The organism is Flammeovirga sp. AWQ4_249 (assembly GCF_056161045.1).
This window is the reverse complement of the sequence record NZ_JBSWYJ010000002.1, coordinates 122,227-138,621: the sequence shown is the minus strand read 5'-3', so window position 1 is coordinate 138,621 and position 16,395 is coordinate 122,227. Positions and strand designations below refer to the sequence as shown.

The 16,395-nt window shown below is 31.6% G+C and carries 14 protein-coding genes and 1 pseudogene; 8 read left to right on the top strand and 7 right to left on the bottom strand.

Features of this window, described 5'->3' with window-relative positions:
* Window positions 1-83: 83 nt before the first annotated feature.
* The 4 genes from ACXAHM_RS02515 to ACXAHM_RS02500 all read right to left on the bottom strand — a co-directional run bounded on the left by ACXAHM_RS02515 (window position 84) and on the right by ACXAHM_RS02500 (window position 4,634).
* Window positions 84-341, bottom strand: a complete 258-nt coding sequence (locus ACXAHM_RS02515; protein ID WP_474958820.1) for a hypothetical protein — start codon at window positions 339-341, stop codon at window positions 84-86.
* Between the two features lie 132 nt (window positions 342-473).
* A complete protein-coding gene (locus ACXAHM_RS02510) occupies window positions 474-1,799 on the bottom strand; it encodes a T9SS type A sorting domain-containing protein (RefSeq protein WP_474958819.1) in 1,326 nt (441 codons plus the stop codon).
* A 158-nt stretch (window positions 1,800-1,957) separates the two neighbouring features.
* A complete protein-coding gene (locus ACXAHM_RS02505) occupies window positions 1,958-3,421 on the bottom strand; it encodes a hypothetical protein (protein ID WP_474958818.1) in 1,464 nt (487 codons plus the stop codon).
* Between the two features lie 130 nt (window positions 3,422-3,551).
* Complete coding sequence (locus tag ACXAHM_RS02500) at window positions 3,552-4,634, bottom strand: AI-2E family transporter (protein ID WP_474958817.1); 1,083 nt, start codon at window positions 4,632-4,634, stop codon at window positions 3,552-3,554.
* 327 nt (window positions 4,635-4,961) lie between these two features.
* Here ACXAHM_RS02500 and ACXAHM_RS02495 point away from each other — a divergent pair, with 327 nt between their 5' ends.
* Both ACXAHM_RS02495 and ACXAHM_RS02490 read left to right on the top strand, forming a co-directional pair.
* Window positions 4,962-6,407 carry an FMN-binding glutamate synthase family protein gene (locus ACXAHM_RS02495; RefSeq protein ID WP_474958816.1) on the top strand — a complete coding sequence of 482 codons (1,446 nt, stop codon included), beginning with the start codon at window positions 4,962-4,964 and terminating at the stop codon, window positions 6,405-6,407.
* 12 nt (window positions 6,408-6,419) lie between these two features.
* Window positions 6,420-6,935: a GNAT family N-acetyltransferase gene (locus tag ACXAHM_RS02490; protein ID WP_474958815.1), complete on the top strand. Its 516-nt coding sequence runs from the start codon at window positions 6,420-6,422 to the stop codon at window positions 6,933-6,935.
* Between the two features lie 53 nt (window positions 6,936-6,988).
* Here ACXAHM_RS02490 and ACXAHM_RS02485 read toward each other — a convergent pair whose 3' ends face one another.
* Window positions 6,989-8,356, bottom strand: a complete 1,368-nt coding sequence (locus tag ACXAHM_RS02485; protein WP_474958814.1) for a hypothetical protein — start codon at window positions 8,354-8,356, stop codon at window positions 6,989-6,991.
* Between the two features lie 212 nt (window positions 8,357-8,568).
* Window positions 8,569-11,835, bottom strand: a complete 3,267-nt coding sequence (locus ACXAHM_RS02480; protein ID WP_474958813.1) for a hypothetical protein — start codon at window positions 11,833-11,835, stop codon at window positions 8,569-8,571.
* Between the two features lie 383 nt (window positions 11,836-12,218).
* On the opposite strand from ACXAHM_RS02480, the pseudogene ACXAHM_RS02475 reads away from it, so the two are divergent.
* From ACXAHM_RS02475 to ACXAHM_RS02465, 3 genes and pseudogenes are all read left to right on the top strand, one after another.
* Window positions 12,219-12,692 (top strand): annotated as a pseudogene (locus ACXAHM_RS02475) (alpha/beta fold hydrolase).
* A 48-nt stretch (window positions 12,693-12,740) separates the two neighbouring features.
* Complete coding sequence (locus ACXAHM_RS02470) at window positions 12,741-13,097, top strand: hypothetical protein (RefSeq protein WP_474958812.1); 357 nt, start codon at window positions 12,741-12,743, stop codon at window positions 13,095-13,097.
* 208 nt (window positions 13,098-13,305) lie between these two features.
* On the top strand, window positions 13,306-13,500 hold the full coding sequence (locus ACXAHM_RS02465) for a hypothetical protein (RefSeq protein ID WP_474958811.1): 195 nt from the start codon (window positions 13,306-13,308) through the stop codon (window positions 13,498-13,500).
* A gap of 42 nt (window positions 13,501-13,542) precedes the next feature.
* On the opposite strand, the gene ACXAHM_RS02460 is transcribed toward ACXAHM_RS02465, so the two are convergent.
* A complete protein-coding gene (locus tag ACXAHM_RS02460; RefSeq protein WP_474958810.1) occupies window positions 13,543-13,824 on the bottom strand; it encodes a DUF427 domain-containing protein in 282 nt (93 codons plus the stop codon).
* A gap of 129 nt (window positions 13,825-13,953) precedes the next feature.
* On the opposite strand from ACXAHM_RS02460, the gene ACXAHM_RS02455 reads away from it, so the two are divergent.
* The 3 genes from ACXAHM_RS02455 to ACXAHM_RS02445 all read left to right on the top strand — a co-directional run bounded on the left by ACXAHM_RS02455 (window position 13,954) and on the right by ACXAHM_RS02445 (window position 16,351).
* Entirely contained in the window at window positions 13,954-14,679 is a 726-nt protein-coding gene (locus tag ACXAHM_RS02455) for a hypothetical protein (protein WP_474958809.1), read from the top strand.
* 184 nt (window positions 14,680-14,863) lie between these two features.
* Complete coding sequence (locus tag ACXAHM_RS02450; RefSeq protein ID WP_474958808.1) at window positions 14,864-15,649, top strand: hypothetical protein; 786 nt, start codon at window positions 14,864-14,866, stop codon at window positions 15,647-15,649.
* Between the two features lie 15 nt (window positions 15,650-15,664).
* Window positions 15,665-16,351: an ATP-binding cassette domain-containing protein gene (locus tag ACXAHM_RS02445; RefSeq protein WP_474958807.1), complete on the top strand. Its 687-nt coding sequence runs from the start codon at window positions 15,665-15,667 to the stop codon at window positions 16,349-16,351.
* The last annotated feature ends 44 nt before the right edge of the window (window positions 16,352-16,395 follow it).

The window sequence follows — 16,395 nt, the reverse complement described above, 5'->3', positions numbered from 1 at the left end:
ATGCTCCATTGGAAGTAATCAAAAAAAAGAGTTTTGAAAAGTATATACCTTCCAAAACTCTTTCTATTAAGAATATCTATATTTTATTCCTCCTCATCTTCTTCCGTATATTCAAAATTTTCACGGATTAAAGTCAATGTTTCCTCGTCAGGATTAAGCCCTTCCATCGCTTTTTCATTGACAGATACATTGGACATATGCCCACTTCCAAGAGAAGTTTTATAATCATATCGCAAACTCGAAAAGTGCTCTACATAATCTCCAATGTCCTCGCCTCTGGCATTAATCATCTTAATAATTGCTTTAATGGCTTCAGCGGCTTGTTCATGCGTGGGTTTCATTTTAAGTGTCTTTAATTGGGGTTAAACAATTTGATTTTTTGGTTTATAAAAGATAATCAAAAAATCACTTCAAGACCTTCAAAACATTACTTCAATTCTAAGGATTCAATGTATAATTCTATTCGATCTTAATTATTGAATGATAATTTTCTTGTTCGTAATCGTCTTATTTCCATTTGTAATTCTCAAAACATAGGCACCTTTTTCTAGAGAAGAAACATCATACTTCGATACGTTGTTTACTTGATGAATTAAATTTAATGCTACTGTTTGTCCAGTTGAAATACTGACTAAATTGTATTCTATTACATCACTAACATCATTTTTTTTAATGTGTAAAACTTCTGAAGTGGGGTTTGGGAAGATATTGATTTCCAATTGATTTTCTGTCACATTATTTCTCACTTCACGTATCCATGAAGTTATCTTACCATCAAAATCAACTTGCGTTAATCTGTAATAAACATGTTTGTGATTTTCCTCTTTCACTGCAAATTCATAATCTAAAGTTACATTTGAATTACCATGTCCTTTCACTTTTGAAAGTACTTCAAAGTGTTTATTATCGAATGATCTCTCTAGAATAAAATGACTATTATTGATTTCTTGTGCTGTAGACCAAACGAGGTAATTCGTATGTTCTTCTTTTTCAATTTCAAAGGCAATTAATTCAACGGGAAGATCATTTTCTAAATAAGGTAATAAGCGACTCAGTGATTGATGTTGAAAATTACTAGAGGATGTCTTTGTCAAATTATGGAATGTAGAAGGTGCTTTATGTAAACGACTGATAATCTTATCTTTTTCTTTACCTTCAATTCTTTGAGCATAAGTAAAATCGTAATTTTTTGTATAATAAAAGGCTTTATTTTCTTTCATTGAATTTGGTCCTAAATGAAAGTGAAAACCAACACTACCTTGAATAGCAATATATCCATCAAAAGAGACACCATGTGGATGTTTCCCTACTAAATTTCCTCTTACTAAAAGGTGCGCATGTTTACAGTTTGTAAATTTTACTTTTTGTGGTGAAGTTTTACCTTTATATGCATTTCCAATATGTAAATCACCTTTGATGACTAAGTTACCATAGTTGGTTAGGGTCGCTTCAGTTGCTACCCATAAATCACCATAGATCACTAAAGTATGATGGCTATTAATTGTTAATTTCCCATTTTTTTGAATGTGAACATCTCCTTTGATTAATGTATAAGGTGAATTTGTTTTATTATTTTTTTGAATGAAGAATGCACTATTAATTTTTGGTAAATCAAATCTTTTAAATGTTTGATTCTCATTCGTATTCTCAAATTGATAATTAAATACTAAAGTAGAGGAAGGAGTATTTTTAAAACTTAATGTCGTATTTTTTCCTTGTGCAAATAATGCGATATTAATAAATAAAACCATTTGAAAGGTTAATAAATAGACACGAAAATTAGATGGAATGTTTTTCATAAGTAGTTAATTGAGACAATGATAAATAGGTTAATTTCAATAGTAAGACAGTACAGTATAAAGGGTCGCCGATATTGTTCGTTTTCGTTAACAGAAAGCTGATTTTCTTGATATTATAAAAAAAGAGTTGCTCTTAGATGGAACAACTCTTTACTGATTTAGATCTTTTGTTTTTCTTTTAAATGAATAACAGTATATGGGGATGAAATATAGGTCTTCATTTTTTGATGCTCTATTTTAATGGTTTTCCCAAAGTTGGCAAAGAAGTCAACTGTCTCAATTCCCTTTGGAATTTTTAAGGTCACTTCCCAAATGCCTTTCACCTTACTTTCTTTCAAAATTTTTATATTCTCTTCGGGATATTTTTCTTGAAGATATCCTATTGTAGAAGAAAAGGGACGATCAAACATCCAATACAATTGTACATTTTCAGCCACTTCATTTTGTGCCACTTCAAATCGAATATGCAATTGATTGCCATCAAGTTCTGTAGTGACTTTCGGTCTTGAAAGAAGTTCATCTTTAGTACCTAGAAAATGTTTGAGAATGAAAGCGTCAGCATTACGAATATCTTTTTCTTTACGTTCTGGTTTATGTCCATGACCGGCATTTACTTGTAAATAAACAGGAATATTTTCACAGTTTTTATCCACTAAAGGAATATCATAACATACAAAATCATGTGTGCCAGGATGAAATAATAAATCTACATTTCTCTTTTGTAAAGCGTCAAGATTGTCTGCAATAAATACTTCTTGACCTAATGTCTGTGCAAAAGTTTGAAGGTCTTGCCAAGAATGACTGTGATTTAAAAGAAGGTCAACAAAGGAAGGACCAAAGTATCCTCCTAAAAAATGATGCTTTTTCTTTTTGACTTCATGTGTTGAAACATATTCCTTATTCGCTTTCTCTACCTTTTTCCATATAACTTCATTTCGCATTCTGATATCTGATTTAGCATAAGGTGAGACAGTAGCAAAGAGTGCTGTCATACGTGTATCATGGATTAATGCCACAGAAGGAGATGCCCCATTTTTTGAACCTCCAGAAGCCAAAACTTTACCTTCTTCAAAATAATCTTTATCAGCATATGCAGCCGTAATACAGCGCATTAATTGAGCAGGCCAACCATAATACTGAACTGTAGATTTAGGATCCATTGTTTTCGCAAAATAGGCATCAATACGTTTTTCCAATGCTTTATTTTCCCATGAAGAAAGCTTTTGTAAAACTGTTTGTACCAAGCCATGCCCATTTTCAATGAGTTGTTGATCTGTAGAACGCTTAATGATATAATCGTTTTGAATTTTCTCTAATCGATGCCCACCCGTAAGATGGAATCCTTTTGCTTTTCGATCTTTAGGTACAATTAATCTGACAGGTACTCGAAAAGCTTCTCCTTTGTAAAATTCTCCTACATGAATTTCTATCAATTTTTGTCGAGTAGGGACTTTTCCTTCTACAATATGCCAATCCTTCAGGATTTTGACATTGAGTGTACTTTCATCTAAAATCTCTTCCATATCGAAGAGTTTTGAGTCTTTAATTTGTGCTTTACTTGGTAAAATAAATAGCCCACACAAGAAAAATAAGACCGTAAAAAATGGTAATCTCTTTTTCATTTCAATTCGTAGTAAGATGTTAATTAGTGTCTAAATATACTTCTTTTTTAGAGATGAATAGATATAAAAAAATGCCTAAGAGGAATAGAAATCTTCCTCTTAGGCATTAGGTCAAAACATCTATATATTTTTAAATATTCTCAGCTAAAGCAACAACCAATGGATGATTGGGATAAAATTCTTTCAAGATTACTTTTAATACTGTATAAAAAGGTACAGCGATGATCATACCCACAATTCCAAACAAAACACCAAAGACAAAAATGACAAGGAAAATTTCCAAAGGATGAGAGTTGACGCTTTTTGAAAATATGTAAGGTTGTGAGATATTATTATCGATAAATTGAGCGACTCCATACATAATTGCAATTTGAGAAACTAAAGGAACCAGTTGTGTTTTAAAATCTAATCCCAGGTTTTCACTCAAAGCAAGTACAACCATTAGGCCTAAACCGATTAATGGCCCTACATAAGGAATCAAATTAAGGATAGCACATAGAAAGGCAATAACTAGTGAATTATTCACGCCAATGACCATCAATGAAAAGAAATATATAATAAAAATGATCAATACTTGAAAAGCCAAACCCACAAAGTATCGAGACAATAATCGCTTAATTTTCAATAAGGATGACATGACTGCTTTTTCTTTATGAGTAGGAATTATAGACGTGAAGAAATCACCAATAAATTCACTTTCTTTCATAAAGAAAAAAGCAATGAAGGAGACCGAAAAAACACCTACACTTAAAGTGCCAATAGTATTAATAATACTAGAAAAAGCAATAGGTGTGGAATGGATTTTCTGCTGAATTAAGTCTCCTACATTAATAATTGACAAGTCAATTCCGTACTTCAGCGTGTACTTGTTGATCGACAAAAATGTTTCGTCGATATTGGCTTCGAATTCAGTTAAGTTGCCTAGAGAGAGATTGTGTGCCTCTTCCATGATCAATGGAATAAAGAGACTGATAAATAAGGTTAGAATTACTGCAAAACCGCCAATTACAGCGGCTAATGCAGTATTCTTGGATAAACGAAATTTCTCTTTCAAGTATAGTTTTATGGGAAATGCCATTAAGGCAATTACTGCAGCGATTGTAACATAAATCAATACAGATCTCAATAGGTATAAACCATAAATTCCAATGCAAATAAATGTCAGTTTTATTATTAAATCTAGAAGTCCTTTACTGATGATTTTATGATCCATTTTACTGAAAATAGTTAAAGGTATTGTATTAACAAATAGAGCTTATAGTGGTTAAAAACGGGTAATTTGAAAGATTTTTATTTAAAAACCTTCTATAAAATTATATAATCTGTTTATCTAAAAAGTAAAATGTATCGTATTACGTAATTATAGGAAAATGGTTTTACCTAGAAAGTTAAAATATATTGAAATACTTAATATATGACGATATTTATTTCAATTTAGAGAATAAAAAGTTGGAAGAATTTTTCTGTCTTTCAAATAATGATATGCTCTAATTTATTTGTATTTTAATGGTATTGTCAACGTACATTCGAATATCCTATTATGATTAGAAAAACCTACTTAATCGTTAGCTTATTATTATTACCAATTATCGTTCTTGCTTATATTGAAGAACCTGATCAATTGGTTATACTTACAGTTATTTTAGCTGTGATGGTGGTAGGTTGGTATGATGCCTTACAGAAAAAAGATGCAATTCTTAGAGACTACCCAATTGTTGGTCATTTAAGGTATATTCTTAGAGCTATTTCTCCTGAACTCCAACAGTATTTTGTGGAGAGAAATACAGATGGAACACCTTTCAATAAGAACCAAATCAGCCTTATCAAATCAAGAGCAGAAGATAAAGAAATATTTCACCCTTTTGGAACTGAATTAGATTTATATGATGAGCACGCAGAATGGTTAGGACATTCGATGTTTCCTGGTAAAAAATTAGCTCAACCACCAAGAGTTGCGATAGGAGGAAAACATTGCAAACATCCTTATTCAGCTTCTTTATTCAATATCTCCGCTATGAGTTTTGGAGCATTGAGTGCAAATGCAATCAAAGCACTTAATGAAGGAGCCGCTAAAGGTGGATTTTATCATAATACGGGTGAAGGTGGCGTTACACCTTTTCATTTGCAAGGAGGTGACATTGTCTTACAAATTGGTACGGGCAATTTTGGTTTTAGAAATGAAGAAGGGACTTTCAATGATGAACATTTTCAGCATAAGGCAACAATGGATGAAATCAAAATGATCGAAATAAAGCTTTCTCAAGGTGCCAAACCTGGTCATGGAGGAGTACTTCCTGCTGCAAAAAATACAGAAGAAATTGCTAAAATTCGATTAGTAAAACCGCATACAGATGTACTTTCACCTCCTTTAAATCCTGAAATCAAAGAGATGACGGATATACCTAAATTCGTGGCAAGAGTTAGAAATTTGTCAGGGAATAAGCCAGTAGGTTTTAAATTGTGTATTGGGATTAAAAAAGAGTTTGAGGATTTGATTGATAAATGTATCGAAGAAGACGCTCTTCCAGATTTTATAACTGTAGATGCTTCTGAAGGTGGAACAGGTGCAGCACCTTTAGAATATTCAGATTATATTGGAATGAAAGGAGATGATGCATTGAAATTTGTTCATCAAACATTAATTGATAAAGGTGTTCGTCAAGAAGTGAAGATTATTTATGCTGGAAAAGTATCTAATGGTTTTACCATTTTCAAAGCATTATGTTTTGGAGCAGATCTTTGCAACAGTGCTCGTGGATTTATGTTTGCTTTAGGTTGTATTCAATCTTTACGTTGTCATACAGATACCTGCCCTACTGGTGTAGCAACTCAACGAAAAGAATTACAAAAAGGATTGGTTCCAGAGGTGAAAAGTGTGATGGTTTATAATTATCATAAAAATACCATCAAAGGATTCTTAGATATTCTCAGAACTTCTGGACATAGTTCTGTAGATACCTTATCTTCGGATTTAATCAAAGAATAATTACCCAATTAAATGAAAAATTTTACTACTGACAGATTAAAACTAGAACGCATTGAACCCGCTGATTTTAATGAAATTATGGTGATGTTCGGTGAAAAAGATATTTTTAAATACATAGAACCTCTACAAGATTTATCGCGTGCAGAGCATATATTAAAACTTCATCGAAAAGTAAAAGAGGCGGAGGAAGGAGTCGGGTTTATATGGGCGGCAAGATTAAAGAAAGATGATGAGTTAGTAGGTTTAATCAACTTGAACCCAATTCCTGATACGCATGATATTCAAATTGGATGGATACTGAGTGAAAAATATAGAGGGAAAGGGTATGCTTATGAAGCTTCAAAAGTAATTTTTGATTTTGGAAAAAATGATTGGAAGGTCAATCCTATTTTTGCTGTGATTGAAGAAGGGAATTATCCATCAGAAAAAATAGCCTTGAAATTGGGTCTTGATTTTAGACATTATTTCACACAATTCGGTGTAAAGCTCAAGATGTTTAGTTATGTCCAATCAGAGGCAATAGTATAAAAAAAGGACGAAGCTTATTTAATTAAACTTCGTCCTTTCTTATTATTTACTCTTTATTCTTTATCCGCTACATTTTCTGTTCCTTGTACTACTATTTGATCTCTATGACTTACATTTTCATTTAGTCTCACGATCAATGTGTAACTTCCAGGAGGAATTCCTGAGAAATCTATTGTGGCTTTACTGCCATCATAGGTAGGAGTAGGAAGTTCTTTTACTTGATAGGTTTTTGTACATATAAGCTTAAAAGTAGGTGTCTCATTCGGTAATAATTTTAATATTACATTTACCTCATCCTGCACTAATTGAGGATAAACACTCAATACCTCTCCTTGTTGTTTCTTACCAAATTCAATCACCTCAATCCAAGTTTCTTCCTTACCAGTTCGATCAACTTGTGTCAAACGATAATACGTTTTTCCTCTTTCTCTTTGTTCTTTAGGATCTTTGACTTTGTATTGAGTGGCTCTATCAGAATTTCCAGCGGCTTCTATATTATCAAAAATTACTTTGTACTTTTTTCCGTCAAATGATCTTTCTAATATAAAATGACTACTATTGATTTCTTTGGTTGTTTCCCAAAAAGTGACAATTTTACCATCCTCCACAGCAACACTAAAGTAAGTAAGTTCTACTGGTAATTGATCTGCTGTAGTAGGATCATTACTTAAAAATTGAATAAGATGATAGGAAGGTAAATCATCAGGAACTCCGCCAACAAAGTTTCTATACTTTGCTGTTTTAGGATTCTCTTTCATGGCTGTCAGATATTCATCACCTAAATTATTGATATCTTGATATTCGGGAATGACTTTAGTAGTATTTCCAAATGCCATGATTATATCCATATTCTTAGGATCTTCAATCTTACTTTTAAATGTAGTAACAGAATTTGAACCATAGAAAAATGACTTATTATCTTTTAAATCATTGCCTTTAAAACGAACTCTTACTTCATTATTAACAATGATATTTCCTCCAAACTTACATTTTGTAGGGTGAGGGCCATGCATATTGTTACCTACCAATAAACTAGCTTCAGGAGTATTAAAAAAGGATACCATTTTATCTTTTTCAGATTTACCGAGTATTAGATCATTTTCAATTACAATACTTCCTTTATTCACTAAAAAAGAATGATTTTCTACATATATAGAACCGAATACAATAAGAGTATCGCCATCATTGACCACTAAGGTTTGTTTACTTCCTATGGTCAGATTGCCATTGATAAATGTCCTCTTAGTACTTGTTTTATATTTATCATCAATTTTTACGTCCGACTTGAAAATCGTATTGAAATTATTCATCGGACTAGGTTGAATAACTCCACTAATTTCAGTTAATGGTTTTTGTGCATAACATTGAATTGATATGAGAAAAAATAACGTTGCTAAATATATTTTCGATAAAGAATGCATAGTAATAATTAATTAATCAAAATCTATGGATTAAGCCAATTAGGTTTTAGTACTACGTAAGATACTGATATTTAGTATGAAAGCAGAATAAATTTAACAAGAAAAGATATATCATACAAAGTGTTATAAGAATAGTAATATGTAGTAAAAAATATGCCCTTGATTTAACTAAAACCAAGGGCAATGTATTTCTTTTCGGAGAAGGTAAACTTTTACTTCTTTTTCTTCTTTTTACCTTTACCTAATTTAATTTTAAAATCTTCGGTATTTCCTTCAATTCGAACAGCAACATATTTGCCTCCTTCATCTTTTTGGATCTCATCAGGTTCATCCTTTTTCTTTTTCTTTCCTCCACCAGTCAAGGTATTCCAGGCTACAGATCTCACTAATTTATAAGGAACTTCTACAGTATACGCCATATTCATGTCCAAGTGCTGTTCACCTGAAATGTACAATTGTCCAATAGTAGAGGCAATACTCATTCTTGGTATATAGAAAACACCTTTTTCTATCGTGAACTTATTTTGAAGTGTATCAAAGCGAATATTATTCATGTCTTTGTTCCCAAAATAAGTTGCCATCGCTTCTAATGGAGCAAAATCAACCACTCTACCATTCGTCAAAGTCATATCAATTTGAGCAGTTGTATTACCAATATCTACAGAAAGATCTTCATTGATTTTTGCTTTCGCAGTCATTGTTGAATTCAAAATACCATCAAAATTCTTGGAAACATTAATAACATCACCTTCATAATCGACTTCAAAATCTACTTGTGAAAGGTCGACATTAATCAGCTTGGCTTTGCCATCCATCATCACATTTTTTGGATCTTTTAGATTGGCTAAACCTGACAATTCTAAAGTACCTACATCACCCAATCGAACAGAAACATCATTTAGCGCAACTGTTTGTTTAGGAGAAGTCTTTACTTCACCTTTGAAATTCTTGATGTTCATTTCCATCAACTTCATATGATCCACATTTACATCCAATTCGAGGTTTGGAAACTTGATTGCAAATAAATCAACTGGCTCTTCTTCCTCAATTTGTTTTGCTCTAGAGGCAGAACTAGATTCATAAGTTTCCGCAGGCAAGGTCAATAACAATAACTCATTAAAATTAATCATTTTGGCATCTACCTGGAATTTACCATAAAAATCTTTTCTTGTTGAATCAGTGATATTGTAAAGTTGTGCATTAAAAGTCATATCACTTTCACCTACTTTACCTGTAAAGTCATTAAGAAGAATATTATTGTCATTTTTCACTAATTCGAATTTGAAGTTTCTAAAAATTAGTGGTGAAATACTTAATCTCCATTTCAAACCTTTCATCCAAAGACGGAAGTTAGGTACTTTTTTACCTGAGAATAACTCTTGATTTACAACATCAACTCCTCCTGCTATTTGGAAATTATTCATCCTTTCGTTCTCAAACGTTTTTGGAACTAATAAAGAATCTCCATACGTAAAGAAATCTACTACACGCATTGAGTTGGATTGGATATTGAACCCAGATTTTATCGTAATGACAGAGTCTTTGAACACTATACCATCGTAATCTTCAAATCCACCTTTAAAGGTAAAATCACTCTCACCAATATTCCCTTTTAAGTATTTCACACCAATATGTTTAGGTGTAATTCCCATTAAGCCAGTGACATTATGGATCGATTGGAAATTATCAAATGAGGTTTGTAGGTTATTGATTTCTAAGGATCCGTAAGGAAGTAACTTATAGTGATTCAATCCATCCGTTGTTGTTTTTAAAGTAAAATCAACTTTGATGTCATGTAAATTATCGACTAAATCAACATTAGCAGAATCTTTATATTGGAGTAATTCTTTTGCTAAAAAATGCTTAGATTCCAATTTTACTTTGGCAATAATATCTGTTTGCATTCCTAAAGCATAGAATAATACATTGTCTATATTGCCATTAAACTTAAAATCACTTCCATCCACTTTTGCGGTTAAATTTTGTACACCCAAGTGATTATCCCAGATATAAAAAACACCGCCCATTTCACGTGGTTTCATTCCTGAAGGAATATGTTTGAAATGTAAGTCTTTTACAGTTAATGCAATACGCTGTGAATTATCACTGATGTTTAATATTTTCTTTTTCTTGAGGTCAATATCATAGGCTACATCAGCTTGGAATTTAATATGTCCTCCAAGGCTATCAATGGGTACGTTCGTCAATAATTCATTAAAATTATCGAGTCCTAAATCGGCTTTCCATTTTAAATCGATATGCGGCTGTTCGATACCATTCGTCACTTTTAATGATCCACCTGTACTTCCATTTGTTGTTTGAATATTGAATTTACTTAAATCAAATTCTAATTGGGAAAGGTCAGTAGAGTCACCTGTATTTAAGTAAGCTTTAAAACTAAAATCATGAATAGCATAAGGAGTTTTTTTACTTTTTAAGGTAAATTTATTGAGTTCGACAGTAGCTTCTACCTTAGGTAAAGTAGTTGCAGATTTACCCGTTACTTTGGCATCGAAATTCAATCCGTCCAAAGTACTCGTAAAGTTTTCCTCCATCTTTTTGACATCTAATTTCCCATTTGCAAGGAGATTGACAATATTTAAATCTTTTTGTGATGCATGGATATCTAAATCTAGATACATGTCATTAGGAATATCAATCGCTCCCGATAAAGCAAATGCCGCACCTTCCAAACTAATATCACAAGTATCAATGTTCAATATTTTGTGCATGCGGTCAAATCGCAATTCAGAAGTAAATTCAAGATGTTTATTTTTCCATAATATTTTTTTCTCTTTTAGAATGCCTAATAATTCAACATTCACTAAAAGATCATTTCTTATTTCTTCTTTAGCATAATCTAATGAAGTGGTCACTTGATGAATTTGTAGGCCAGCACCCACTTCTGTGATCGCATTATAGGCCGTGACTTTGATATTTTTTAAGGTTAATTCATCCAATGCAATATTAAATGCAGGAGGAGCTTTCTTCGTTGTGTCTTGAGGTTCTTCTACTTGAGTAGTATCCGTAAGATCAATACCTAAGGCATTAGTCAGGTTTAGGGTACTGTCTTTGTAATAGCGAATATTGACTTCGCCATCTTCCAATTTTATAGCACCTACATGAATATCTCCTTTGATCAATTTGACGATATCAATAGAAACATAGAAATTACCTAAAGCAGCTATGGGCTTGTTGAGATCTTCAGTAATACGATCAGCTTCTTTCTTTTCGTAGAATTCTATATCCTGAAGTTGTAAGGTAAAGTTGGGGAAATCTTCAAAAGGAGCAATACCAATTTGTCCAATTTGAAGGTCACCTTTCTGCTCTTTATTGGCCGCTTCCATCACTTTATTTTTGATGGTTTCTCGATTAGCATAAAACAGTATAACAGCAATAAGACTAATACCAATAAAAGCAACAAATAGATAGACAATCCATTTTAATAATTTCTTTCCAATAGGAGTTTGATCTTTCACGTTGTAATAATAATTATTTAGGGAATCTATAATGTAATACTAGAATGATAATTACATTTCATTTAATACGGGAAAAATAATAGTTAGATTTCTTCCAAAAATTTAAAAAATATTTCGAACCCTTAATTTATCTAAAATATCAGAATTTAAGAAGTTGTGAGTTGTATTAAATTACTCATTAATAGGATGATAAGACATATTTTGTTATTGGTTTGTGTTTAAGCAATTTCTTGTTAACATTTCAGAATTTTAAATCATATATGAAGATGGAAGTAAATATTAAACAGATAGTACTATATGTTTGATCAGAAGAAAGTAAACTTTAACTTTAGTGAAATCTATTTGTGTGTGACCTAATACTATTATTAAAAACCAATTGAAATATGGAAAATAATAAGAAAGAAATTTCTGCTGCATTCCCATTTGAATCAAAATATGTTGAAGTCAATGGAAGAAAAATGCATTATATAGACGAAGGAGAAGGTGATCCTATTTTATTCCTTCATGGTAATCCAACATCATCATACTTGTGGAGAAATATCATTCCTTACTTAAAACCTTATGGTAGATGTATTGCTCCTGACTTGATCGGAATGGGGAAATCAGATAAGCCAAACATCGATTAATCTTATAAAGATCATAGTTATTATCTCGCAAAGTTTATTGAGAAACTTGGCTTAAAAAATATTACACACGTTCTTCATGATTGGGGGTCAGGAATAGGTTTTCATTATGCGAATACACATCGTGAAAATATCAAGGCATTGGCATTTATGGAAGCGATGGTAAAACTTATTGAACCATCACCTGAAATGCAAACAGCTTTTAAGATGATGAGGACTCCAGGTATTGGATGATTGATGATTTGCGTAGGTAATATGTTCATTAAAAAAATGTTGCCTAGCATGATTGTAAGAGATTTAACGGAAGAAGAATTCTATCATTATAAGGCGCCTTATCCAACGATAAAAAGTAGAAAAGTACTGAAAGCTTTTCCACAATCTATCCCAATTGGAGAAGATCCAAAATCATCATATGATAAAATTAAAGCGTATGGAGAATGGTTGACAGAAACGGATTTACCTAAATTGTTGATTTACGTTTCTCCAGGTGCATTAATTAGAGAAAATGATGTGACCTTTATCAAGGAAAATTTTTCAAACCTTAAAGCTGTTGATAATGGAGAAGGATTACATTTTATTCAAGAAGATAATCCACATAGAATTGGGGAGGAGATCGCTACTTGGTATCAAGAAATATAATTTAATAAATATATCAACTGGAGGGAGAGTCCAACTTAATCATGTGATTAAGTTGGATTTTTTTATGTTGAAGTTTACCAATATATAATAGATAATTATCAAAATTCGATTAATTAAGGATAGAACTGAATCTTTATTCTTTGATATTTCGTATTTATGGTTTAAATTATTTCTAGAAAATGAAATAATGAAATGAACTACTATAAACATGAATAATATCAAAACAATACTTGGTACGACACTTTGGTCTATTGTAATGCTTATCTGTATTCCGATTGTATTACTTTCTTTTAGAGAAAAAGATACAACTGAACAGAAAGATGAAATCAAAGTAGAGAAAAAACTTATAAAACAAGACCAAGCTGGGGATGAAAAAGAAGAAGTTCTCGAACTGAAAAAATAATAAAGGCTACCAATTGGTAGCCATTTTTGTCTTTTACTATTTTTAGTTGACTTCTACACCCTTCCAAAAGGCAACATAATCTTTGATTTCCTTGGCAGCATCTTTTGGTTGTTTATAAGACCAAGCTGCATCTGTATTTTCTTTTCCATTGACAGAAAGAGTATAGTAGGAAGCAGTACCTTTCCAAGGACAAGATGTACTTTTTTGAGTGGGTTTAAAAAACTCCATTTTCAAAGATGAAGGAGGGAAATATTGGTTTCCTTCTATTTCTATGGTTTGATTACTTTCTGCAATCACTTCACCATTCCAAATTGCTTTTTTCATGACAGATAATTTTTGGGATGAATTTTCTTTCTTTTAATTTAATGATACATTTAAAAACACAGTAATTCTTTATTTGTTTAAAGTAAATAAAAGTTTAACTATTGTATTCTCAAAATAAGAAAAAGCTCAATGGATTATTCTTCAACGACTTACACTGATTATGCGACACCAGAACCCAAAAGAGAATTCTCCTTCAAACGGTTGCTGATTAAGTTTTTTCTATGGTCAAATGTATTTCTAATCATTACAGTACTTCCTTTCACATTGATGATCCGTACGGCGATTTATATGTATCATCAATATAACTTACCATCTAGTCTAGGGTTAACGGCGGGTGTTATTGTGCTTACATTTGTATTATTAACTTATCTATTAATTGGTTATTTACTTTTCTTTCGAAAATTTAAAGTCAGTTTTGTAGCAGTGAAAAGAGTGACACTATCCGTATTTTTACTGGTGGTTGGATATACAGTTTTTGCACTATTCTCATTTACAGGTGAAAATGCAAAATCAGATAAAGTCAAACAAGAATACACGGAGTTACATCCCTTTCTTAAAATCAGTCTCAGAACACTACTTTTTTTAGACAATGATGTATTAATAACTTCTTTGAGCAGAACACCTGAGGATTATACTAAAATGGGATTATCTACAAAAACACGATCTTTACATTATCCTCAAAATACAGGATATGTACATGCAATGGATCTCAGAACACAAGGAAGACCATTTTGGATGATTTGGTTTAGTCAAATTTATTTTAATACTTTGGGGTTTAATATTGTACGACATGATGGTACTGGCGATCATCTTCATGTTTCATTATCGACTTACGAAAGGCAGGGTTCATGGTAAATTGCCTTAAAACCAAATAATTGTGATTTTTAAATTACTACTACATCTTTTAAATATTAAAGTAAAACAAACGAAAAGGACATTAGCTGAACTGGGTATCTTACGTTTAGTTATTCTATTCTTTTTCTATTGTTACTATCAATTTTTCCTCATCCATATAGAGAAACAACTCCATGCATTGTTTGTGAGTGCAGCACTATTATCCATTTTGACTGCAGTACAATCTAATCGTAAGGATGAAAAAATAGTACTACAATTACTAAAATTTCCATTTTTATATTATGCTTTAGAGAATAGTATTTGGATGTTTTTATTTACATGGGGAATTATCTTTTCAGAAGCCTATACATTATATCCAATTGTAATGTTGATACCTATTTTGGCTAGTATTATGCCTACGAATCGTTCTATTGAGAATCAAGGATTTGTCTTACCACTACCTTTTTCACAAAGTGCATACGATTGGAAAGCAGGAATGAGAAATGGAGGGTCTTGGAGCCTTATGTTGAGTTTCATATTATCAATCGTAGGGATATTTCGATTTGAATTTTTGTTGGTGAGTATTGTAGTAGCAAGTATTAGTGTTGGAGGATTTTATACAACCAATGAACCAAGAATATTACTACACGCAATAGCCGATTCACCTAAAGTATTTTTAAAGAAAAAGGCATATAATATGATGCGGTTATTTTCTTTAGTCAATGCTTTTTCATTAATTATTGGAGTCGTTTTTTACTTAGAATTAAGTTACATTTTAACCTACTTGTACCTTGCTTCTATGTTCGTACTCTTTTTAATTATCCTTCAGAAATATGTTACTTATGAGCCTGAGACTACATTTAAGGCAAATTCTGTATTAAATGTATTTTATTATATCAGCATTTTTATTCCTTTCTTACTTCCATTGCCTATTTTTGTGGCTGTTAGATCTTGGAAAAAGGCAAATAAGCAATTATCCTATTATTTTTAAATGATAAATGAAACAATGTTAGAGTTAAAAGACATAGCTTTTTCATATGGTGAGAAAAAAGTTCTCAATGGTATTTCATTGTCTATTGATGAGGGCAACATTATTGGTGTTCTTGGAAAAAATGGAGTGGGAAAGACGACTTTATTTGAAATTATAGCCCAATGGAAGAAACAATATGAAGGCGAGATATTGTTTAATAATGATCCTATTGAGCGTAATCAAGTAGGTTACCTTGAAGCAAAAACACCTTTTTATTCTAGAATAACAGGTAAAGAACACTTGGAAGTTTTTAAAGTAAGATACCCTGATTTTGATATCGAAGGATGGAATTCAATATTTGGATTACCATTGGATGAAATGGTTGATCATTATTCTACAGGGATGAAAAAGAGATTGGGGCTAATGATGTTATTAAGTACCAATTCTCCTATCATATTATTAGATGAACCATTCCTAGGATTAGATGTAGAAGCTTCCATTGATCTGGAAAAAATTATTTTCACTCTAAAAGAAAGAGGGAAAATAATCCTAATTGCTTCCCATACACTTAGTGCTTTACAAAAACTATCAGATAAAATATACCATTTCTCTAATGGTAAAATAGAAAATACCTTCAATAGAACACAGTTTGACCTATTAGAAGGTTATTTAAAAGAATACTTCCAGAATAATCATCAAGATATTGTAAATAAGCTTTTATAATTTCTACTCTTACTTCTTCATTCACAAATAGTTGACTTTCCAAT